Source organism: Desulfopila sp. IMCC35006, assembly GCF_005116645.1.
GTDB lineage: Bacteria > Desulfobacterota > Desulfobulbia > Desulfobulbales > Desulfocapsaceae > Desulforhopalus_A.
On the sequence record NZ_SWCM01000004.1, the window covers coordinates 218,181 to 241,701 of the forward strand.

Annotated in this window: 17 protein-coding genes and 1 riboswitch; of the genes, 9 read left to right on the top strand and 8 right to left on the bottom strand. The window is 50.7% G+C overall.

The features are described from left to right. Positions 1–47: 47 nt before the first annotated feature. Together FCL47_RS09320 and FCL47_RS09325 are read left to right on the top strand one after the other, a co-directional pair. Positions 48–938, top strand: a complete 891-nt coding sequence (locus FCL47_RS09320) for a LysR family transcriptional regulator ArgP (RefSeq protein WP_136813230.1) — start codon at positions 48–50, stop codon at positions 936–938. Between the two features lie 699 nt (positions 939–1,637). Next, positions 1,638–3,641, top strand: coding sequence for an acyl CoA:acetate/3-ketoacid CoA transferase (locus tag FCL47_RS09325; protein ID WP_240744183.1), 2,004 nt, complete (start codon positions 1,638–1,640; stop codon positions 3,639–3,641). A 366-nt stretch (positions 3,642–4,007) separates the two neighbouring features. On the opposite strand, the gene FCL47_RS09330 is transcribed toward FCL47_RS09325, so the two are convergent. Further along, positions 4,008–5,147: a PQQ-dependent sugar dehydrogenase gene (locus tag FCL47_RS09330; protein WP_136813231.1), complete on the bottom strand. Its 1,140-nt coding sequence runs from the start codon at positions 5,145–5,147 to the stop codon at positions 4,008–4,010. A 266-nt stretch (positions 5,148–5,413) separates the two neighbouring features. Further along, the gene (glmS, locus tag FCL47_RS09335) at positions 5,414–7,255 is read right to left on the bottom strand and encodes a glutamine--fructose-6-phosphate transaminase (isomerizing) (RefSeq protein ID WP_136813232.1); all 1,842 of its coding nucleotides are present in this window, start codon (positions 7,253–7,255) and stop codon (positions 5,414–5,416) included. 506 nt (positions 7,256–7,761) lie between these two features. Between glmS and pyrE the strand changes: the two genes are divergently transcribed. From pyrE to FCL47_RS09345, 3 genes are all read left to right on the top strand, one after another. Next, on the top strand, positions 7,762–8,313 hold the full coding sequence (gene pyrE, locus FCL47_RS09340; RefSeq protein WP_136813233.1) for an orotate phosphoribosyltransferase: 552 nt from the start codon (positions 7,762–7,764) through the stop codon (positions 8,311–8,313). A gap of 42 nt (positions 8,314–8,355) precedes the next feature. Beyond that, positions 8,356–8,526, top strand: a complete 171-nt coding sequence (locus tag FCL47_RS25420) for a dual CXXC motif small (seleno)protein (protein WP_304992072.1) — start codon at positions 8,356–8,358, stop codon at positions 8,524–8,526. A 135-nt stretch (positions 8,527–8,661) separates the two neighbouring features. Continuing rightward, positions 8,662–9,141 carry a PilZ domain-containing protein gene (locus FCL47_RS09345; protein WP_136813234.1) on the top strand — a complete coding sequence of 160 codons (480 nt, stop codon included), beginning with the start codon at positions 8,662–8,664 and terminating at the stop codon, positions 9,139–9,141. A 144-nt stretch (positions 9,142–9,285) separates the two neighbouring features. On the opposite strand, the gene hflX is transcribed toward FCL47_RS09345, so the two are convergent. The 5 genes from hflX to lon all read right to left on the bottom strand — a co-directional run bounded on the left by hflX (position 9,286) and on the right by lon (position 18,050). Next, the gene (gene hflX, locus FCL47_RS09350; protein ID WP_240744184.1) at positions 9,286–10,833 is read right to left on the bottom strand and encodes a GTPase HflX; all 1,548 of its coding nucleotides are present in this window, start codon (positions 10,831–10,833) and stop codon (positions 9,286–9,288) included. A 104-nt stretch (positions 10,834–10,937) separates the two neighbouring features. Continuing rightward, complete coding sequence (locus FCL47_RS09355; protein ID WP_136813236.1) at positions 10,938–12,761, bottom strand: amino acid ABC transporter substrate-binding protein; 1,824 nt, start codon at positions 12,759–12,761, stop codon at positions 10,938–10,940. Positions 12,762–12,779: 18 nt separating this feature from the next. After that, on the bottom strand, positions 12,780–14,426 hold the full coding sequence (locus FCL47_RS09360; RefSeq protein WP_136813237.1) for an NAD+ synthase: 1,647 nt from the start codon (positions 14,424–14,426) through the stop codon (positions 12,780–12,782). Between the two features lie 140 nt (positions 14,427–14,566). Beyond that, a complete protein-coding gene (mltG, locus tag FCL47_RS09365) occupies positions 14,567–15,628 on the bottom strand; it encodes an endolytic transglycosylase MltG (RefSeq protein WP_240744185.1) in 1,062 nt (353 codons plus the stop codon). After that, the gene (lon, locus tag FCL47_RS09370) at positions 15,615–18,050 is read right to left on the bottom strand and encodes an endopeptidase La (protein ID WP_136813238.1); all 2,436 of its coding nucleotides are present in this window, start codon (positions 18,048–18,050) and stop codon (positions 15,615–15,617) included. Before lon ends, mltG begins: the two co-directional genes overlap by 14 nt. A 295-nt stretch (positions 18,051–18,345) precedes the next feature. Between lon and FCL47_RS09375 the strand changes: the two genes are divergently transcribed. Continuing rightward, positions 18,346–19,146, top strand: coding sequence for a hypothetical protein (locus tag FCL47_RS09375; protein ID WP_136813239.1), 801 nt, complete (start codon positions 18,346–18,348; stop codon positions 19,144–19,146). Positions 19,147–19,181: 35 nt separating this feature from the next. On the opposite strand, the gene cobI is transcribed toward FCL47_RS09375, so the two are convergent. Continuing rightward, positions 19,182–19,913, bottom strand: a complete 732-nt coding sequence (gene cobI / locus FCL47_RS09380; protein ID WP_240744186.1) for a precorrin-2 C(20)-methyltransferase — start codon at positions 19,911–19,913, stop codon at positions 19,182–19,184. Between the two features lie 235 nt (positions 19,914–20,148). Beyond that, positions 20,149–20,333, bottom strand: a riboswitch (cobalamin riboswitch). 218 nt (positions 20,334–20,551) lie between these two features. On the opposite strand from cobI, the gene FCL47_RS09385 reads away from it, so the two are divergent. The 3 genes from FCL47_RS09385 (at position 20,552) to FCL47_RS09395 (ending at position 23,500) form a co-directional block, all read left to right on the top strand. After that, positions 20,552–21,508: a hypothetical protein gene (locus FCL47_RS09385; RefSeq protein ID WP_136813240.1), complete on the top strand. Its 957-nt coding sequence runs from the start codon at positions 20,552–20,554 to the stop codon at positions 21,506–21,508. A gap of 164 nt (positions 21,509–21,672) precedes the next feature. Next, positions 21,673–22,713 carry an iron ABC transporter permease gene (locus tag FCL47_RS09390; RefSeq protein WP_136813241.1) on the top strand — a complete coding sequence of 347 codons (1,041 nt, stop codon included), beginning with the start codon at positions 21,673–21,675 and terminating at the stop codon, positions 22,711–22,713. Then, positions 22,706–23,500 carry an ABC transporter ATP-binding protein gene (locus FCL47_RS09395; RefSeq protein ID WP_136813242.1) on the top strand — a complete coding sequence of 265 codons (795 nt, stop codon included), beginning with the start codon at positions 22,706–22,708 and terminating at the stop codon, positions 23,498–23,500. Before FCL47_RS09390 ends, FCL47_RS09395 begins: the two co-directional genes overlap by 8 nt. Positions 23,501–23,521: the final 21 nt, after the last annotated feature.

The following is a 23,521-nucleotide window of genomic DNA, read 5'->3' on the forward strand; positions in this document are numbered from 1 at the left end:
AATTAATTGTTTTCATATCACATTAATATCTCTAATAGCAGAGGGTCATGTTTGATTATAAGCTCCTCGAAGCATTGGCCCTTGTGGCCGAGGGTGGCGGATTTGACAAAGCGGCGCAGACACTGAATATCACTCAATCAGCAGTCTCTCAACGGGTAAAACTGCTGGAAGAGCAGATGGGGCAGATCCTGGTTGCGCGCACCACACCCCCCCGGCTTACCCCGGCTGGTCGTAATCTCTCCAAACACTATCTGCAGGTCAAGCGGCTGGAGGACGATCTACTCGGAGAAATGACCCTGCAGGTCGACAAAAGCTACACATCGATAGCAGTGGCTCTCAATGCTGACAGTCTTGCCACCTGGTTTCTTGATGCAATCCAATCTTTTGTCAAAGAGAATGGTGTCTTGCTGGATATTAGAGTCGATGATCAGGAACAGACCCACCAGCTGCTCAAAGACGGTGATGTTGTGGGATGCATCAGCACCAAGGAGCAGCCCCTGCAGGGTTGCAGAATCGACTACCTGGGGCAGATGCAATACCATATGTTTGCCACTCCGGAATTTGCAGATAAATGGTTTCCATCTGGACTCACCATTGCTGATGTTTGCGGTGCCCCTGCTATTATTTTTAACCGCAAGGACGAATTACACAATAAACTCTTCCAGCTTGTCCTCGGACAAACACCTGACTCCATACGAACCAATTATGTGCCATCGGCTGAAAAATTCGTCGATTTCATTGCCATGGGCCTTGGTTACGGAATGTTACCACGGCAGCAGAGCAAGCCTTTTACTGGCAACGGTCGGTTTGTCGATTTGGCCCCGGGTCACAGTATCCCCGTGAAACTCTATTGGCATTGCTGGAACTTGAAATCAAAGCTGCTGGTCAAGTTTACCAAGCAACTCATCCTCGGCGCCAAAGCGCTGCTGGATGCGTAGGTGTTGCAATTGGACAGCGTGTTAATCCAGCGCAAGTGTCATTTCGCCCCCGTCGCCAAAGTTTCGCTATGTTGCTGGTACCAACGTCGCATCTCCTCACAATATTAGCTCGCTGAAAGATGCAAAAAGATTCGCCGTCCACGAACCTTTTTGCCATGTCGCCGGCTGTGTCGTTTTCATGCAGTATCACCATCAATTGTGATCGGGATGTGCAGAATTTTCCAGGCTATTTTCAGCCCATTTCTTTAATATCCACCTTTTCAACCGACCCCAGTGTCTGCCCACGTCACCTCAAAGGGATGTCAATCTTGCAGATAAAGAGTTTTTCCATTCCATACATGGTATCTTCAGGTTAAAAGGGTTGACCCAATCCTTTCAACCTGATTTGATTTTTCAGAGAAGTGCGTCTACATCAAAGAAATTGCTTACTCTTGTAATATGGATGAGGTTATTGGGCTTTTTATTATGTGATTACCACTAAAGTTCAGCTTGGAAGGTCCAGAGGGATATGAGGTGCCCTTTGCACGGGTGTTCCGCAGCCTGGATGGCTGCGGTCAAGCCCCCAGGGATGGGTTTATGGCGTCCCGTGCAAAGAGCACCTCATATCCCCCTCTAGCTGAGGTTTAGTGGTAATCACATTTTATTATGGCAATATGCCACAACACCTCATTTCCTATACAGTCACAAAGGAGAACAGTTATGACAGAAAAAGAAAATAAACAGAGCATGCAACATCCCATGCTTTCTTCCCTGACTCCTATGCGGATGAAAAAAGGCAAAGTGGTTTCCGCGGAAGAGGCCGTCAGGGTAATACGGGACGGCGATACGGTGGCTACCGGCGGCTTTGTAGGGATCGGTTTTGCCGAAGAAATCGCGATCCGATTGGAAGAATATTTTCTGGAAAACGGGCACCCCAGGGATCTGACCCTGATGTACGCTGCCGGGCAGGGAGACGGTGGAGCAAGAGGCCTGAATCATCTGGGACATGAGGGACTGGTCCGCCGGGTGATCGGAGGCCACTGGGGATTGGTTCCCAAATTACAGAAACTGGCCATAGAGAATAAAATAGAAGCCTACAATCTGCCCCAGGGCGTGATTTCCCATATGTTCCGGGATATTGCCGCACATAGACCCAGAACTATTACAGCTGTCGGCCTGGGTACATTTGTCGACCCCAGAAAAGACGGTGGTAAAATCAATGATATTACCCATGATGAGATTGTCGAACTCATCCGTTTTGACGATCAGGACTATCTGGCCTATAAAACCCTGCCCATCAATGTGGCTATCCTTCGAGGAACCACTGCGGATACGGATGGGAATATCACCATGGAAAAAGAAGCCTTGATTCTGGAAGCCCTGGCCATTGCCACAGCCGCCAAAAATTCGGGCGGTTTTGTCATTGTGCAGGTGGAACGTATTGCCGACCGGGGTAGCCTCAACCCCCGGCTGGTTAAAATTCCGGGTATATTAGTGGACTGTATTGTGCTGTCCAGACCGGAAAATCACTGGCAGACCTTTGGCGAAGCCTATAGCCCCGCCTTCAGCAGTGAAATCCGCGTTCCCATGCAATCTGTTGCCCTGATGAAAATGACCGATAGAAAAATTATCGCCCGCCGGGCCGCCTTTGAGTTACGGCCCAACAGTGTGGTCAACCTGGGCATCGGTATGCCCGAAGGCATTGCCAGCGTGGCCAATGAAGAGAAAATCCTGGAGTTCCTGACCCTGACGGCAGAGCCCGGAGTTATTGGCGGACTGCCTGCGGGCGGACTTAATTTCGGGGCCGCCAGCAATACGGAGGCAATCATCGATCAACCCAGCCAGTTTGATTTATATGACGGAGGGGGACTGGATCTGGCTTTTCTGGGACTTGCCCAGACAGATAAACAAGGGAACCTCAATGTTAGCAAGTTCGGTCCCCGACTCGCCGGGGCCGGGGGCTTTATCAATATCAGCCAGAATGCCAAAAAGGTGATTTTTGTCGGCACCTTTACCGCCGGCGGGCTGAAGGTTTCCGTCAAAGAAAATAAACTCTGCATAGAACAGGAAGGCAAAGTAAGAAAATTTGTCGATCAGGTGGAGCATGTCACTTTCAGCGGAGAATATGCGGTACAAAAAGGCCAGGAGGTGCTGTACATCACCGAAAGGGCTGTGTTCCGACTGACCGGAGCCGGCATGGAACTGCTGGAAATCGCTCCAGGAATAGATCTGGAAAAAGATATTCTTGCGCAGATGGATTTTCCCCCGGTCATGCGAAAAAAACCCCGTATCATGGATGAAAGAATTTTCCGGGACGATCCGATGGGACTGAAGGAAGATCTGTTGAATCTGACCCTTGAAGAACGGATCACCTATCATCCGGCAGAAAATATTTTTTATGTCAATTTTGAAAATTACCTGGTGAAAAACAGTGACGACGTAAGGGACATTGAGGATGCTGTGGGCAATATCCTCCGACCTCTTGGCAAAAAGGTTTTTACCATCGTCAATTACGACAATTTCACCATTTACCCTGAAATCATTGACGAATATACGACCATGGTCCGCCGGCTGATGGATAACTATTATACCGGTGTCACCCGTTACACCACCAGCACCTTTCTGCGGATGAAGCTGGGGGATGCCTTACAGAAACGAAATGTCGCACCCCATATCTATGAGACAAGAGACGAGGCGCAGAAAGCTCTGGGAAAAACGGTTTAAAGAGTACTACGCCCGAACCGTTGAAATGTTATCGGGTACTTTAAAGCAGTTCCATGACACAACGGGCATAATTGATCGGAAAGTTGCATTTGGGGGCGCAACGCCCCCTTGGCACCTGGGATCCCATGTTATTGCAGCAAGTGTCGTCCATAATGTTCATGTGGGTCTGGCATGGAACCATGCAGCCGCAGGATGACAAGCAACAACCCCGAATTTTGACACAATATTTTTATGTTGCGTCTCATGTTCGGGGTTTTGGTATTTTGGTTTTTTCAGCACACGGCTATTCTGGTTTACTCTTTTAATCAAAGGATTTGATCTGCCGGACCGTAGTATTCGCGAGATACATGCTTCCCAGCGCATTGCTTACTCGTGCGGAGTGAGCCGAAGCAGGCGACCACCTTCTTCATCCTCCAGAACCCATATTGCACCATCCGGTCCCTGCTCAACCTCTCTTATACGTTTGCCCATGGCAAAACGTTCGACCTCCTCGGCCCGGTCACCCTCTATCCTGATCCGTACCAGTGATTGTGATCTGAGCCCGCCGACAAAGGCATTACCCTGCCACGCTGGGAACATGGAGCCGTCGTATATGATCAGACCTGAGGGTGCAACCGTTGGCACCCAGTAGACCTCCGGTGCATTGAATTCTGGTCGCGTATCATGATCCGGAATTGGCATACCGGAGTATTGATCGCCCCAGGATACGATTGGCCAGCCGTAATTGTCTCCACCAAGAGTCAGGTTGAATTCATCACCGTGCCTGGGGCCCATTTCGTGTGTCCACAGTCTGCCCTGTTGGTCAAAAGCAATGCCAAGCAGATTGCGATGACCGAGAGACCAGAAGGTTTTTGCCAGTTCTCCCCTGTCCTGAAACGGATTGTCAGATGGCACCGATCCGTCTGCGTTGAGCCTGATGACCTTGCCGAGATTTTGTTCCCAGCTCTGGGCGGGGCTCTGTTTTTGCCGCTCGCCGGAAGTGATGAATAAATGTCCATCCGGACTGAATGCCAACCGGTGAGAGTAATGGCCGCTACCGGAGACTTTAGGCTGTTGCCGCCAGATGACTTCAAAATTTTTCAATTCTGGTTGGGCAGATGCAGGACGGAATTGAGCCCGGGCAACGGCTGCTCCCCTGTTTCCGGACGCATCCTGCTCGGCATAAGACAGATATATCCAGTTGTTATCCCTGTATTGAGGATGGAGAATGATATCCCCCAGACCTCCCTGACCGCCATACGCTACCTTGGGTACACCTTTGACAGGCACCCTGGAACGGTCATCCAGATGCACCTGAAGTAAAGTACCGGATTTTTCAGTCACCAGGAGGTCTCCATCCGGTAAAAAAGTCATCGCCCAGGGTTCATTGAATGCGCCAAAACTCTCGGAGAGGAGCTTTGAACCTGCGTTACCGGTAATCGTGTTACCAGCGGATCCACCATAAGTGCTGCAGGAAAGCAGGAGCAATAACAGAGACAGATAACTTGTTAAACGTAACGACCGCATAATTCTCTCCACTTTATAGCGGAACTTGACAGAACTCTGCTTTGAAAAAAATACAATACGTATTGTGAATACTGCCTCGGCTCCACCTTATTATTGGCAAAGCTTGAGAGACACATCCAAATGACTTCTGTCAGGGTCGCATAAAAAGGGGATACCCTCACGGCTACCCCCTTTTCATCAATTTTTTCTGAGATTTGACGCAAATACGAACACTCGTTCAAGATGATACTTACTCTAAGGCAATATCTTTTACCCAAAGGTCCACTCTATTCCACCGTGACACTTTTCGCCAGATTTCGAGGCTGATCGACATCGCAACCGCGTCTTGTGGCTATTTCGTAGGCAAGAAGCTGGGCCGGGATGGTATAGAGAATCGGGTTCATCGCATCGTGGACCTGCGGGAGATAAATCACATCATCGCTGATGGTCTTCAGATGGCTGTCCCCTTCGGTACCGATTAGAATAATTCGACCCTGACGGGCTTTGATTTCTTCAACATTCGAAATTGATTTCTGGTAGACTTCATCCTGAGGCACCAGCGCCATCACCGGCATATCCTTATCTATCAAGGCAATCGGCCCGTGTTTCAGTTCCCCTGACGCATAGCCTTCAGCATGAATATAGGAAATTTCCTTGAGTTTCAACGCCCCTTCCAGGGCAATGGGATAGTTGAGTCCTCTTCCGACAAACAGAAAGTCACGGCAGCTGTAATAGTTTTCAATAAGTATCTGCAATTCATTTTGAATTCTGGGCAATTCGTTAGCGATGACCCCTGCGACATTTATTAATTCCCGCCCCAGCTCGACACTCTTCTCCAGGCTGACACTCTTTTTGATCTGGCCAAGGTACAGGCTGAAAAGAAAAAGCGCTGCAAGCTGGGAAATAAAGGCTTTGGTCGAGGCAACACCAATTTCCGGTCCGGCATGGGTATAAATTGTGCCATCGGACTCACGGGTCATAGTCGATCCGACCACATTACAGACGGTAATGATTTTTGCGCCCATTTTTTTTGCCTTGCGAATACCGGCAAGGGTATCGGCCGTCTCTCCGGATTGCGAGAGAGCAACCGTCAGCACCCGCTCATTGATCAGCAGATGCCGATAGCGAAACTCTGAAGCGATATCGACCTCCACCGAAATGTTGGCATATTTCTCAATCCAGTATTTGGCCACAAGAGCCGCGTGCCAGGAAGTTCCGCAGGCGACCAGAAAGATGCGGTCAATATTTGCCAGATCGGCCTCGGAGAGTTTAATCTCCGGCAGATCAACCACGCCCGTCTCCAGGTTGATTCTCCCGCTCACCGTATTGGTGATGGCCTGGGGCTGCTCGAAAATCTCTTTGAGCATGAAATGTCTATATCCCCCCTTCTCGGCCATCGCCGCGTTCCAGTCGATCGTTTGAATCTCTTTTTGCAAGGGTTTGCCGGTAACAAGCGAAAAGATCTGGTGACTCTTGGCGGTCAGAATCGCCAGTTCCATATCGTCTAAAAATATTACCTGCCGGGTGTAGGGCAACAGCGCCGGGATATCAGAAGCCATAAAATTACCATCCTTCTCGCTGACACCCAGCACCAAAGGACTCTGATTACGTACAGCAATAAGCGTGTCCGGCATGCCGGCCCAGAGTACCCCTATTGCATAGGAGCCTTCGACCAGGCTGATCGCTTTTTTTACGGCGACAACCAGATCACCATCGAGATTATCTTCAATCAGATGCGCGAGAACCTCGGTATCGGTCTCAGAGGAGAACACATGACCTTTCGCCTTCAGCTCTTCACGCAGTGAGTGGTAGTTTTCGATGATACCGTTGTGGATGACGACGAGATCACCGGTACAGTCACTGTGCGGATGGGCATTCTCGGTGGTCGGCGCCCCGTGGGTTGCCCAGCGGGTATGGCCAAGACCTATATGGGATGGGGCAATGATTGCGTCCCCGATAATTGCTTCAAGATTCGACAATTTGCCTGCCGCGCGATGCTTGATGAGCCGGTCTTTTTCCAGATAAACAATACCAGCTGAATCGTACCCTCGATATTCAAGTCGCCTCAGGCCTTCCAAAACTACCGGCACGACGCGCCGGGGACCGCAATATCCAACAATACCACACATAGCTTCTCCTCATAATATTCATATTGGTTTATCTGATTGCCCCCAATGTTCAGCTACTGAACCAGGGTGTGGGCTGTTCGTTTTACGGGTCTCTGCAGCCAAGGACGGCTGCAGCGAAGCCCCCCAGGGATGGGTTTACGGCGTCCCGGGGAAAAAACAGCACACACCCTTCCTTTTCGACAAGCTGAGCTTGCGGGGTAATCAGATTGGTTTATGCAACGTATCTCGTATCCATCTTGAATTTTGAGTTTTCAGGAAATTACCGAGATGGATCTGTCTTCACCTTTAAGAAACAGCAAAAATCATTCCGTAGATAAGGTAAAATTTTAAAGCCTGCCGGCATCAAGCAAAGAATGAACAGGATAGCCGTCATTGCTAAAAAACCTTACCAGTTTTTTCTTTAAACATGGGAAAAAAAAAGGTAGTATCGACTACAAATTTATTAACGACGATTATTAACAATAGCAATTTATTATAATTTTACTCCGCCGATAGCGCATATTCCCATGGACGACAGACAACGACTGAAAGAAATCCTCCTCGAAAAATCATATCGAAAAGGTTCCTTTACCCTTACTTCCGGAAAAACTTCCGATTTCTATATTGACGGTAAACAGACAACCCTTTCCGCAGAAGGGGCATATCTCTGTGGTAAATTGCTCTTTAGTCTGTTGCAAAAATCACCCACCCCCATCCAGGCAGTTGGCGGTATGACGCTTGGTGCCGATCCTCTGGTTACAGCGGTGTCGATCGCGAGTTTTCTCGCGGAGAAGCCGATTCCTGCCTTTATTGTCCGCAAAGAGGCTAAAGGACACGGAACCGGCAATTATATTGAAGGCTTGAAAAATATGGCCGAAGGTTGCACCGTCGCCCTGCTTGAAGATGTGGTCACCACCGGCGGCACACTGCTTAAAGTAATAGAACGAGTTGAAGCGGCCGGCTTCAAGGTGGGTCTCATTGCAACGATCGTTGAGCGGCAGGAAGGCGGTACCGAGGCTCTGGCAAAAGCGGGCTATACGCTCGAATCAGTCTTCACCAGAGAACAACTACTCAGTTAAAAAGAGTCTCCCGATGTACTCTCCATGTACCGGGAACAGCCTATGAAATGTAAGAAATGCTCCGGAAAACTTAAGGTACATCGCATGTGTCGCAGAGTGCGCATGCGTTGTACTGTCTGCGGCCAGGAATACCAGATCCATGAAGTAGCCAGTGAACTTGATAAAGAGACAGAAGAAATCCTGGAAAAATATACGGCAATTATTTACGATTGACTCCCGCGTAAAAGAGCGATCCGGCCGGGGGTACCGTACTGATACCATCTATGTCCGCTCATATTTTTAAATATGGGGCATTTACTCTTTATAGTTCGCTGTTTGCAATAAACGAGAGGAATTGTATAATAGAGCATGCCAAATACGCCAGAAACCCCAAGATCTTTCGTTAAACCAGACGATGAGGCAATGATCGTATGCCCGGCGTGCGATGCTGCCCGGGCCATCTCCGCTGCCCAGTTTCGACATCGTCTGCATCTCATAAAAGTTAAATGCAAGTGCGGGCATGTCTATAAGGTGCACCTGGAATTCCGCCGAAATGCTCGAAAAAACACCGAACTCGAAGGGATCTACGATTTGATTCCACCGGCGATTGGCGGCGGAAAGATCAAGATCATGAATCTTTCTCTCAATGGGGCATGCTTTGAAGTCCGGGGTATCCACGATATGAAAGTAGGTCAGCGGGGGTCCCTGGTCTTTACTCTCGACAATCGAAAAGAAACGGTTCTCTTTAAAAAAGTCATTATCAAAACGGTCTCCGGCAACCGTATCGGCGCCGAATTTATCGAAGACCGGGCCTACGAAAAAGAACTGGGATTCTATCTGCTCCCCTAGTTTTCATCCTGAAACGAGTCATATCGCTCAACATCCAGGCGTGCGAGACATTTAACCGCAGGCATATAATGGAAATCGGAGTCTACGGTGACCTCCGAGAATTACATTTTGAGAACAACGACGAGTCAGGGGAAAATAGCCGTTTCAGGGTGGCAACTCCCCCGGATTTTGGTCCAGTACCTTGCCGATCATGCGTTCGGCCTGGTTGAGAAACCCGGTAAGAGTTTCCGGTTGCAGCGCGCTGACGATAATGGCGTCCCTGCCGAGTTGTTGTTCGATAGCCTCTTTATCTTCGACCTGATCGATCTTGTTATACAGGGTCAGAACCGGTATTTCATCGAGCTCAAGTTCTCTAAGCAATTGTTCGACCACCGCCATCTGCTCACGAAAGCCGGGATTGGATACATCGACAACGTGGACAAGCAGATCCGCCTCCTGTAATTCCTCCAGGGTTGCCATAAATGCCTGCAGCAGATCTGTCGGCAGATTTCGGATAAAACCCACCGTATCGGTGATGATAACCTCCATCTCTGTAGGAAATCGCAGTCGCCGGCTGGTCGGGTCAAGGGTCGCAAAAAGCTTGTCTTCGGCGACGATATCGCTGTGGGTCAAGGTGTTCAGAAGGGTTGATTTGCCGGCATTGGTGTAGCCGACGAGCGATAAAACCGGCAGTTCTTTTTTTCTTCGCTGCGCCCTGCGCCGGTATCTCTCGGCGCTCACCTGCTTTAATTCGCGGGTCAGCCGGGCCAGGCGGTCGTTAATTCTTCGGCGATCGATCTCCAGCTTGGTTTCGCCCGGGCCACGCGCGCCGATTCCGCCGGTCAGCCGTGACAACGCATCGTCTCGAGACGACAGCCGGGGAAGCATATATTTCAATTGCGCCATCTCCACCTGAAGTCTGCCTTCCCGGCTCATGGCCCGGTGGGCAAAAATATCGAGGATGAGCTGGGTGCGGTCAATAACCCGCAGGTCGCTGAAATTGGTGATGGATCGTATCTGCGAAGGGTTCAGCTCCTGGTTGAAGATCAGGAGATTGGCGTCGAGCTGCAAGGCCCTGATCATGATCTCGGCCAGTTTACCCTTGCCGATGATAAGCCGGGGATTGGCTTTGCTTTTACGCTGCAGCACCGTATCTAAAATAACAATATTATCGGAACGAACCAGTTCGACCAGCTCGGCAAGTGATTCCTCTGCCTGCCTCTTTGCATCGGTAGTCACGCTGACCAGAATAGCGCGATCCTCTCCGCGATCGACCAGACTGGTTTTCCGGCTCAGGCCAAACTCGCCCTCTATTGCACCAATTAACTCCTCAAACGATTCAGTCTGATTAGCGGGATGAACCGGCTTGAGAAATGTCCAGTTTTTTCCTTCGTGGGCGGTAGGCAGCAGATGGGCCGAATACATTTTTTCCGGCAACCCCTCAGCATCGACCTTGATGACGGACAGCAGATCCAGCCGTAAAAAAAGCAGATCCATAAGGTCTTCATCGCTGATATCCTCTCCGGCCAGATGGGTGTGAATCAGTCGCAGGCCGCGCAGCCTGCCGCCGGATGCCCGGACATTGGCCAGTTGCGGCAGCATAATCTGGGAATAAGTGCCAACCACGACAGCTTCAATTTTACCGGACCGATGCACGAGCAGTCCAAGCTGTCGGTTCAGTTCGGCAGAAAGCTGGCAGAGTGTCCGGGCCATCTCCGGATTAATAATCTTATCCCGCTGGACCCTTTTCTGCGCAAGTCGTTCCAGGGCTTTTAATTGATGGGTTTTTAAACCGACGGTGTTACCGCTTAGTATTCCTATCTCTTTTCTCCATTTATCTTGGGAAAATCTTCATCCCGGACCCCGGAAGACAGTTCCGGACGACGGCAGACAGTCTCACTGGTATAATTTTTCCAAACCGGATCGTCGTACCGATTATGGCAGCCGACACAGAGTCCAACCCGCAGAACCGACCGGAGTTCCCCCTTGTTAAAAGGCCGCAAAGTGGACCGGGAACTATGCTGCAGCGGCGTGCCATCCATGGTCACATACGCATCAAAAGGAACAGTTTTACCGGCACTTGTGACAATTCCTTTATCTACACCCTCAAAGGCCAGCTCCCCGTCTCGCAGGAAGATTTTTCCTTCCCCCAGGCCAACGGTCTTCGTAGAGGCATGGCAGTCAATACAGTCCCGGCCTTTCGCCTGGGTGGTGTGGGGATTGATCGCCGCCATGGTAAACCGGTCAAAGCTCTTGTCGATCTCGCCATTTTTATCCACCACCGTGACGATATCCTGGCAGCCGGGAGTGACCACAACAATCTCATCCTGCCAGACCCCGAGCATCGGCCTTTCGTAGCGGATGTAAGAACGGCCCTCCTCCCATAATCCGGCGGTTTTTTCCAGACTCAATTTATCCAGATGGGTATGCGCGGCATCGCGTTTGGCATGGCAGCCATAACATTGGGCTACCCAGGTTGAATGGCAGGCCTCACAGGTCACCCGTTTATGGGCACCAAAATCGCACACTCCTTTTTTTGCCGTCTTGACGGGATGCAGCTTCTCGTCAACCTTGCCCACCAGCACGATCTTGCCGTCCTCGGTGTCAATATTGGTAAGCGTATTGTTTTTTCTTGTGGTTCCAGGATGGTCCGAGTGACAGACCTCGCAGGAAATTTCCACCTGATCTTCATAATGGGCATAACTCGTGCCGTCACCCATGATCTCGTTGCGGGTATGACAGTCGATGCACTCCATCCCTTTTGTATGGTGCACGTCATCGGCAATCTCAAGATAAAATCTCGCCCCCGGCAGCTGCCTGGAATTTAAATGTCCTTCCTCATAGGGCGTGCCATACCCTTCGGATTCGAAAATTCCCATATACGAGATACCAATCCGGCCGGAACGATTATGACACCGGACACAATTGACGCTGTGCACCTTTCGAGTGATGAGAGGATGAATTTTTTTATCCGGGGCACGGGCAATCTGTTTGTTGTCCGAGACTAAGACTTCTTCCATACCGGTTTGTCCTGGTACGTCATAGTGGCATGCCGAGCATCCCCCACCCTTTTCATTAAAAAATTGCGGAACCCCGGGCATATCGTTTTTTTGTTTCCAGAGGTGACAGGTCGCGCAGAGTTTTCGATAGTAATCGAGAGCCAGAGAACTCTTCCCCGTTTTCAGGAGTTCTTCTACCGTGAGTTCGGTACTCTGGCTGTCCGTTTCCCCCCAGTAATACAGCAAGGTGCCGATAATCCCCCGATTCGTTGCCATAAGAGAGTTTTTCACCTTATGCACATCGGTCGGATGACACCCCTCAACGGAACAGGTTTTTTCCACATGGCGAAGATCGCCCGGATTGAGCACCATCCCTTCGTGCCCTTTTTCTTTGGTTACCGCCAGAGGATTGCCGAGATGGCAGGGAGAACAGCCGATAACTGAGACATCGTGAGCCGGGTCGAGTTTTTCGTCCTTATGACAGCTAAGACACATGTCGACACTGCCGGAGGTGGTCACATAAAGTTTCTCAGGACGATCAATCAGTTGCTCACGGACAATGAGCCAGATCACCGCACAGAGAAATCCCCCAAGAACAAGATACTTGAGAATGGATTGTAAGGAGTAGCGGCTATCTTTCAATTTGCAAAGCCATTAAAGTTATTCCTGAAAGTTTTGCACATTGGGATATCTGCGCCCAAAACCAAATGCCTTGGTGGTCACCTTCAGCCCCATCGGAGCCTGTTTTCGTTTGTATTCATTGACCCGAACCCGTCGCAGGATGTCGCGGACTGTCTGTTCATCAAAACCAAGAGCGATAATTTCACGAGCACCTTTTCCCTCTTCGAGATGCAGCTCGAGAATCTGATCAAGAATTTCGTAGGGCGGCAGATCATCCTGATCGGTTTGGTCCGGTTTAAGTTCCGCAGTCGGTGCTTTGGAAATGATTCGGGCCGGAATGATTTCTCTTGCCCTGTTGATGTACGCCGCCAGTTCATAGACCAGCTGCTTCGGTACATCGGAGATCACCGCCAATCCACCGCTCATATCGCCATACAGGGTGCAATAGCCCACGGCCATCTCGCTCTTGTTGCCGGTTGTCAAAAGTAAATGACCAAATTTATTCGACAATGCCATCAGAAGATTACCCCGTATACGGGCCTGCAGATTCTGCTCGGTTATATCTTCATCCAGTCCTGCAAAAAATGAATTGAGGCTGCGCCGAAAACCGTCGAAGAGTCCGGATATCGGCAGGACCTCGAACCGACAGCCCAGGTTTTCGGCCAGTTTTTTGGCGTCATCAAGCGAATCCTGGGAACTGTAAGGAGAAGGTAACGCAACACCAAGCACATTTTCCGCACCCAGGGCGTCAACTGCAATGGCTGCGGTGAGTGCCGAATCTATCCCCCCGGACAAGCCAAGCACCACGGAGGAGAAATGGCATTTCTGCACATAATCACGCACCCCCATGACCAGCCCCGCATACACCGCCGCATGCTCGGAGAGCTGCGGTACGCCATGCATATCACCCTGCCAGGTCCGGCTGTCGATGACAATCATATCTTCGGCAAAGCCGAGGGCCTGGGCGACCACCGTACCTTTCTTATCCATGACCAGACTACGTCCGTCAAAAAGCAGTGAATCCTGTCCGCCAACCTGGTTACAGTAAAGAAAAGGGGTACCGGAGCGACGACAGATCTTTTGAAAGATCTGTTTTCGGATGCGTTCTTTATTACGCTGAAAAGGAGAGGCGGAGATATTGATGATTGCATGAACCTTATCCCGATTCTTTGCCGCAAGAGACAGAATCTCACTTACAGGGTCAGTGTCATACTCCTTCACCTCTTCACTCCAGACGTCCTCGCAAACGGTGACCCCGAACTGCAGATTTTTGAGTGTATACAATTCTGACGGCGGACCCGGTTCAAAATAGCGGGTCTCATCAAAGACATCATAGGACGGCAGCAGCTGTTTGTGTGCCCGAAAGACAATCCTGCCCTGTCGGGCAACCACAGCGGAATTATAAAGCTTTTTCCCTTGTTGCCCCTCCCGCTGTTCAAAACAGCCAAACATGACATCAAGGTCGGGCAGTTCACCCAGTAAGCCTGATACCGCCTCCTCATGGGCGACGAGAAATGATGTTCTTTCAAGAAGATCCTGCGGAGGATAGCCGGACACTGCGAGTTCAGGAAATATCACCAGTTCACAGCCACAAGCCTTGGCTTTTTCCGACCAGAATTTGATTTTCCCGCAATTTTTTGTAAAATCACCGATAACCGGATTAATCTGCACCAGGGCAATTTTCACCGTTTTCTCCCGTCTAATCCCCACTAGGGGATACGTACCTTGGAAATTCATTCCTGAAAACACGCAGCGAATTTCCACGGTAATAAAGTCTATCTTGTCAACCCAACCATTGTTGCCCCGACTACGCCCAGCTTCCTTATCTACTTACCTTTTTTATCCGAATTTTTCCTCTGATATTTTTCTACGGCACGATTATGCTCAATCAGTGATTTTGAAAAGTGGTGGGTGCCGTCATTTTTCGAGACAAAATAGAGCGTATCGGTGGGGGTCGGATGTAAAACGGCCAGCAGTGCATCCTTGCCCGGACTGCAGATCGGACCAACCGGGAGGCCGGGGAGCGTGTAGGTATTATAGGGGGTTTCGGTGAGCAGGTCGCTCTTGGATATGGGAGCTGAAAATTTCTTTGTGCCGTAAATGACGGTGGGATCGGACTGCAGGCGCATGCCACTTTGCAGCCGGTTCTGAAATACCGCAGCAATCAATGGTCTTTCTTCTGGTGTTCCGGTTTCTTTTTCAACAATTGAGGCGAGGATAACGGTTTTCTCCAGATCGACCGGCCCGGGAACTCCAGCAGTCACTTCACTCCAGACCTCGTTGAACCGTTTGACCATGATGGGAATAATCTTCTCCGCACCCGTAATATCTCTGGTGAAGAGGTAGGTATCCGGATAAAGATAGCCTTCAAGGCTGTCAAGGTGAGGAAATCCTAATTTTGCCAGAAAAGCCTTATCGTTCACAAGGTTGAGGAAACTTTTCGGATTACACCAGCCATAATCGCCAAAAATCTGGGCAATTTCAGCCGCGCGAAGTCCTTCCGGAATCGTGATAGGATATTCGATCGATCTGGCGGATGCCAGTTCCCGCAACACCTCCAGGGGCTTTATTCCGGTGCGCAGCCTGAACTCACCGGCTTGGAGTCTGCTGCTATACCCGGACAATTTTGCCAGCAGAAGAAACCTGACATCGGGGTTGATGATGCCTTCCCGGGCAAGAATTTCACTTATTCCACGAACAGAGGTGCCCCGTGGAATGGAGACGATTGCCGTTTCATTCGGGCTTTCCGGACCGGGGGATAAAACATAGCTCGTATACCAGCCGCCACTCAGTATCAAGGCCAGAAAAACCAGGAGGATACCCCAGGGGCCACCTCTTTTTTTCGGGCGATCAGGTGTTGAGCTATGTTCCAGATCAGGCGACGTCACTGCTCCCGCTCAGCTTAGCGGTGGCCTTTGCGGTCTTCACTGCAGAAACTTTTGGAAACGCAATCTTGACCACCTCATCCATGTCCTTGACCGGGAAAAACTCCATCTTGTTTCTTATATCTATTGGTATTTCCTGAAGATCTTTCTCATTCTGCGCGGGGATAATCACCGTGGTAATATCGGCACGTAGCGCTGCGAGGGCCTTTTCTTTCAAGCCGCCAATGGGCAGTACGCGACCACGCAGGGTCACTTCACCGGTCATTGCCAGATTGCTGATAACGGTTCGACCAGTAATCGCCGAGTACAGAGCTGTCGCCATGGTGATACCGGCTGACGGGCCGTCTTTGGGGATAGCACCTGCCGGAACATGAATGTGCAGATCTATCTTGTCAAAATAGTCTTCGGCAACCTTGAGTTCTTCTGACCGGCTTCGGCAATAGGTCAAGGCCGCCTGGGCGGACTCTTTCATGACATCGCCCAACTGGCCAGTCATAAGCAGTTTCCCTTTGCCCGGCATGATGTTCACCTCGATCTGCAGGATTTCGCCGCCAACCTCGGTCCAGGCAAGGCCGGTCACCAGACCGGGCTGTTCCAGTTTTTCCAGCTCCGACTCGGGTATGTTTTTCGGCGGGCCCAGGTATCGATCAAGATTGCGGTTCGAAACCGTGTACGGCCCTTTGCCGCCTTCAGCCACCTTCCGGGCGATTTTCCGGCATACCTTGCCTATTTCCCGCTCAAGATTACGCAGCCCCGCCTCATAGGTGTAATGGGTGACAATATATTGCAGGGTTTCATCATCTATTCTTACCTGCCGTGCCTTGAGACCATTTTGTTTAATCTGTCGGGGCAGAAGGTAGCGTCTGGCAATAACAACTTTTTCTTCCTGGGTGTAGCCGGACAGACGAATGACCTCCATCCTGTCGAGCAGCGGTCCGGGGATGGTATCGCTCATATTGGCGGTGGTGATAAACATCACCTTCGACAGATCGATGGGCAGATTCATGTAATGATCGGAAAATTCGAAATTCTGTTCCGGATCGAGCACTTCGAGAAGAGCTGAGGAAGGATCGCCACGATAATCGGAGCCCAGTTTATCAATTTCGTCCATCATGAAAACCGGATTATTGGTCGCGACTGTTTTCAGCCCCTGGACAATGCGTCCCGGCATGGCGCCGATATAGGTTCGACGATGCCCGCGGATCTCCGCTTCATCGCGCATCCCGCCGAGGGAAATGCGGTGGAATTTTCGCCCCATGGCCCGGGCGACCGATTTCCCGAGAGAGGTCTTGCCAACCCCGGGAGGGCCGACAAAACAGAGAATGGGTCCTTTGGTCGTCTGGTTCAATTTCCGTACTGCCAGATATTCCAGAATACGCTCCTTCACCTTGTCAAGGCCGTGGTGATCCTCATCCAGGATGATTTTAGCCTGGACCAGATCGAGCATGTCCTTGGTACTCTTTTTCCAAGGGATATCAAGAATCCAGTCGATGTAGGTGCGAATAATCGTTGCCTCAGAGGAATCCGGATGCATCATATCCATCCGGCTCAACTGCTTTTTCGCCTCCTTACGGATACTCTTGGGCATTTTGGTTTTCTTGATTTTCCGTTCGAGCTCATCGATTTCCTGCGACCGCTCGTCGGTGTCGCCCAATTCCTTTTGCAGCGCGTGCATCTGCTCACGCAGAAAATATTCACGCTGCGACTTGCTCATTTCCTCTTTGGCATCGTTTTGAATCTTGGCCTGCACGGTCGAGACTTCGAGCTCTTTGGTCAGCAGCTGGCTCACCAGTCGCAGCCGTTCAACGGGATCACTTTCCTCGAGGATTTTCTGCGATTCGGAAATTTTCAGGCGCAGATTTGAGCCGACCAGGTCGGCAAGCCGGCCCGGATCTTCGATGTTGTTGATGATCATCATGAGATCGGCTGAAAGAATGCCGCGCAGCGACATTATCTTCTCGGTCTGCTCCCGGACCGCCCGCATCAAGGCCTCTACCTCAACAGTAACCTCTTCCGCTTCAACGTCTTCGATAACTTCCACCGATACCTGGTAGGAAGGTTCGGTCCGCACAAATTCTTTTATCCTCGCCTTGGACATGGCCTGAACAAGCACCTTGAGACGCCCATCGGGCAGCTTCAGCGTCCGCATGACCACACAGACCATGCCAACCTCATAAAGATCTTCAACCTTCGGATTGTCCTTGGTGGCATCTTTCTGAGTGACAAGCATCAGCAATTTATTTGTCCCAAGAGCCTCATTAACGGCTTCGACGGACCCCGGACGACCGACAAAAAGAGGGATAATCATATAGTTGAAGACAACGACATCCCGTACCGCCATCATGGGCAATACTTCAGGGATTTCCATCTCTTCATTGTTTGAAAAATCGTCCATTCCGATGCTCAATGAATCATTAAATTCCACTCATTCCTCCTGCATAACGCTAAACGAGAACTCTAAATTGAGATCATCGCCATATATACCGATCATCTTAAAATACAATATTTGTGCCTTTTTTCAACAAGATAGCTGCCAGAAAAAAACGCTGCCACAGAAGCCTCGGAAATACTAAACATCCGGTTTAATTAAGTCAAGAACAGCTTTCACCCCCTAATCGCCACATTGCCCGGTTTTTCCTTGATCTCTCACACTATTTTACTCATAGTGATAAATACAAGTCCGGATACTTCGATCCATCCATAATCACTGAGACAAGACAATGCTTACAATCAAATCTTTTTTTGATACAGCCGATTTCCCCGATCAGCGACTTTTTGCACCGGAAGCTCACCTCTGGCAGCCGCTGCATGATCTGAAGAACTATATGGACACCTACACATATCCGAAATATGACAATGTGTACATCAGAAACGGTATCCCGCTCACCGAGCATATTGTCATTCATAAAGGCCAGACCCTGGATTTCAATGACCTGGAAATCACCTACGGCGCCACGACTAAAGGGGAATTACAGGTCAAGCGGGCAGGGATGGTTTTAGAAGGGGCCTCGGTAATTATGGCTGGAGCCGTGTTGCTGGGGAAACAGATCGCCCTGGGCAGAGGAGTCCTCATTGAATCAGGGGCAATGATCAAATCTCCTGCAATTATCGGTGATATGAGTGAAGTCCGGCAGGGAGCCTACCTCAGGGGATATTGTCTGGCCGGGAAAAGATGTGTTCTCGGCCACGCGACTGAGATAAAACACTCCATTATGTTAAATGACGCCAAAGCCGGCCACTTTGCTTATCTGGGCGATTCAATCCTCGGCAACGATGTCAACCTGGGGGCCGGAACAAAACTGGCCAATCTCAAGTTTTTACCCGGTACCATCACAGTTTTCTTTCAAGGTGAGCGTATCGACACCAACCGGCGCAAACTCGGGGCAATCCTGGCTGACGGCTGCCAGACCGGATGCAATTCGGTGACCAGTCCGGCAACCCTGATGGCCAAGGGTGCTGTCCTCATGCCAAACGCTACGGCTCGATCCGGGTATCACGAAGAAAAAGCGCTGCTTCGATGAGAACACTACAGCACAGGACAAAATTTCCCTGTGCTTTAGTGTGTTTTTCGCACCACCATTGTTGAAAAATAATGGATATCCTGACCAACAGCCTCCCGGATATCGTGCCAGATTTTCTGATCCCCAAGGCTGCAGCGTTCAATCAGGACTGCATTGTCGATGAGATCAAGCTCTTCGAGCAACCCCACCAGCCGTTCCATCACCTTATGGACTTTCATAAAAACGACCACATCGCTGAGCTGGAGCAAGTCCCGGATACGGTCATTCGGGAAGGTGGCGGGAATGACCACCAGTCGTTCATCGCCGAGACAAAGCGGTACGGCGGCCGCGGCAGAAGAGGCACCAATCGCAGACACGCCGGGGACGATTTCAACCGGAAACGGCGAACCGTATTCCTGCAGGGTTTCGCACACATAAAATCCGGTAGAATATATTGCCGGATCACCGAGCGTTGGAAAAACGACATCATGTCCGTCGGAAAGTGCCGCCATTATGGTTTTTGCCGCCTCTTGCCAGGCACTTTTCACCTCCGGATCGGGTGATTCCCCGCGGGGTATCTGTTTCATCGGGAAGCGATGACTGAGAATGGTTTTCCCTTCGCTGCAGACTGCACCCGAGGCGATTTTAAGGGCCATGCTGCCACCGTTTTCAAAGGCGGAGGGCACAAACCAGACAGCACAGTTTTCCAGAATCTTTGCCGCTTTCAAAGTCATCAACTGCGGATCTCCCGGCCCCACCCCAACCACATAGAATGTCCCTTGCATCATCTTCCCTTTCATTAAACGTACAGCCCGATTATCATCAGTTGCCTGCAGTTATTGCAGTTCGATGCCTCGATCCCTGGTCGCATCAGCCTATGCTGAAAAAGGGTATCGGCAAAGGCGTTCTCTGCCGGTAAATTTCAGCCCCGGAGAGCATAAAAAAATCCCCGAATCATACTAGCTGATCCGGGGATTCCCTGTTGTTCCTCGTATCGATGAAAGCATCCTTTTCCACGGGATGACAAAAACCTTCATTTCAGGCAGGTCTTCTGACTTCCGGATCAGTCATCTTTCACACCTTCCCGGGATATGCGCCCAGTGGCAAAACGTGAAATCTGTCCCCGGTTACAGCGGCGGGTCCGTCCTCGATTCACACGAGGTTCCCTCTTCAGCTTTTTGCAAAGCACCTGAAACTCCATCACATTTAAGCAACAGCGCAGCAGAAAGTCAACTACTATTCGTCGGTGAAAACGTGCTCCCCCGCCATCGCGCAAAAGCCTGCCCCACCAAAGCGTCCAAAAAATAATAATTATTTTCTTTCCGCTCCATGAGGTGTACTATCGCGCGTTGGAAACCTGCAGAGCGCCCTTGCTCACTATCTGGGATATTCTGTAAAGATCTCTTTTCAACCGTAGCGACTTTCCATGGAACACAGCCTCCTTTCCGCAATATGGCCACAGGTGATTCTGCCGATCATCAGAATCAGCATCTCCATTGCCATCGGGCTTTTTATCGCCAATTTTATTGAAAGCCTCAACTGGACCAACCGACTGGCAACCTTTGCCCGCCCGCTCATTCGCATGGGTAGACTGTCGGCAGTCACCGGTGCCAGTTTTTCCATGGCATTTGTCTCCGGCGTCTCGGCCAACACGATGCTGGCCGAGGCCTTCGACAAGGGACAGATGAGTAAAAGAGAACTGGTCCTCGCCAACCTGTTTAACTCCCTGCCCCGATTTTTTCTCCACCTGCCGACGACCTTTTTTCTCACCGTACCGCTTATCAAGGCAGCCGCGCTGCTCTATGTCGGCCTCACCTTTACAGCCGCAATCCTCCAGACAATCCTGGTGGTCCTGAGCGGCAGACTGCTGCTTCCCGAAAACCAGGACACCCTCCTTATGCCTGAGAAAAAAGAACGAACCGGCTGGAAGACGGCATTTGTCACCAGCGCCAGGAGGCTGAAAAAACGGATGGGCAAGGTCATGATATTTATGGTTCCGGTCTATCTGCTCTTTTTTCTTTTCAGCAGGTATGGTCTATTTACCAGGATAGAAGACTTTATTTCCGCCAAGGCGTGGTTTCTTTCATGGCTGAACCCGCAGAGTCTCGGTATTGTCGTCCTGCATGTAACCACCGAATTCTCGGCCGGCTTGACCGCAGCCAGTGTGCTGCTGGCCCAGAACAGTCTCACCGTCAAGGAGGTGGTGCTGGCCCTGCTGGTGGGCAACATTTTATCAACTCCGATCAGGGCGGTTCGTCATCAGCTGCCCTATTACAGTGGAATTTTTTCGCCGCAACTCGCGCTGGAACTCGTCGGCTTCAGTCAGGTGACCCGGGCACTCTGTGTTGTGCTGGTTGCCGTAATTTATTATTATCTGACCTGATTCACGCTGCTGTTTCAAATTACAATTCCGGCAAATGGAAAATGAGCCGGAACTTTTTAATGCCCCGTGGGAAACCAGAACCCCTGGTGGGATGATCAAGTTATTACTGTTAAAAATGCTTTCCATGTGTTTTTTTTTGACAGACTTTCAGGGATAAGGCAGTAATGTATCGCCATTCGGAAAAAAAATATTACCTGCTTGTCTCCGCCCTGTTTCTCTGTGCCGTTCTCGTGATCATTGTATCGACCGGGATGGGCTACATGGAGATCGCCCCGGAAGAGATACTTCGGGTCATCGGAGCAAGGATATTCGGCGATTCTTCCCTGACCGCCGGTATAGAAACAACCATCCCCTATGTCGTCATGGATGTCCGGCTGCCGCGGATTCTCACCGCCGCTCTGGTAGGCGGAGGTTTGGCTCTTTCCGGAGTTATCTATCAGGGGATTCTCCTCAACCCCCTTGCCGACCCGTACACGCTCGGCATTTCCAGCGGTGCCGCCTTTGGTGCCTCCCTGGCGCTCCTGGCCAACCTGAGCATGCTCGGCCATTTCTCAACCCCCATTTTTGCTTTTGCCGGTGCGACGCTTACCCTGTTGATAGTGATGCGTCTTTCCACCTTCAACGGCCAGATATCTGCCCAGACCCTTATTCTCTCTGGAGTCATTGTCGGTGCAATTCTGTCCGCCGGCATCAGTTTCATGAAATATCTTGCCGATGAACAGGTGGCCGTCATTATATTCTGGCTGATGGGCAGTTTTGCCTCGAGCACCTGGAACGGCGTGTTGCTGATCGGTGGAACCTTCATCTTCAGCATCGGGGTAACATTATATTACGGCCGGGATCTGAATATTATGAGTCTTGGCCGGCGATCCTCGGACACCCTGGGCGTAGAAACGGCCAAGGTAAGAAAGATCCTGCTGCTGACCGCTTCACTGGTGGCAGCTGTCTGCGTCGCCATTACCGGCATAATCGGCTTTATCGGACTGATCGTGCCGCACCTGATGCGTTATCTGGTCGGTCCGGACAACCGCAAACTGCTGCCGGTTTCCGCACTGGCAGGTGCCATTCTGCTCCTGCTGGCCGATACCATGACCCGTGCGGTTTTACCTGTCGAGGTGCCTATCGGGGTATTGACTGCGCTGATCGGCGGACCATTTTTCTGTGTCATCTTCCGACAGAAACAAAGAGGCAAGAGCTATGAGTGACAATTCTCTCTTTACGCTCACCGATGTCTCTTTTGCCTACGGCACTGATCCGGTCCTGCAGGAAATCAATCTCTGCCTTCCCCCCGGCAAATTTTACGGCGTCGTCGGGCCCAACGGCTGCGGTAAAACGACCTTTCTCGACCTGCTTATCGGGGCCAGAAAACAGCTGACCGGCACTATCGTTTTTAACGGAAAACAAATCCATGCCTATGCCAAACGCGAACTGGCCCGACAGCTTGCCCTTGTCCCGCAGGAGTTTGACACCGGCTTTGGTTTTACCGTGGAGGAAATCGTCCTGATGGGACGACATCCGCACATCGACCGCTTTTCGTCACCTTCTCAGGAAGACTGGCTGGCTGTCGATCAGGCTATGGAATGTATCGGCATCAGCAAACTGAAAGACCGATACACCAATAATCTGTCCGGCGGTCAGAAGCAGCGCGCGGTTGTGGCGCGGGCTCTAGCCCAGAACGCACCGGTGCTTCTTTTTGATGAAGCGACCGCAAGCCTTGATGTAAAATATACGCTGCAGATTTTTAATATTGCCCGCCAGCTGGTCCGGGCTGAAGGCAGGACAGTCATCGCCGTGATCCATAATCTCAACCTGGCGGCAGCCTATTGCGACCAGCTCCTCTTTATGAAGGACGGCCGGATCCTCTGCCATGGCCCGACCGATCAGACCTTGACGGCGGAGACGATTGCCGAGGTATTCGATGTGCAGGCTCAGGTGGTTTTCGACCCTTTCAATAAGACCCGGCAGGTAAGTTTTCAATATTGGCAGCAATAATGACGTCGTAAAAAAAAGCTG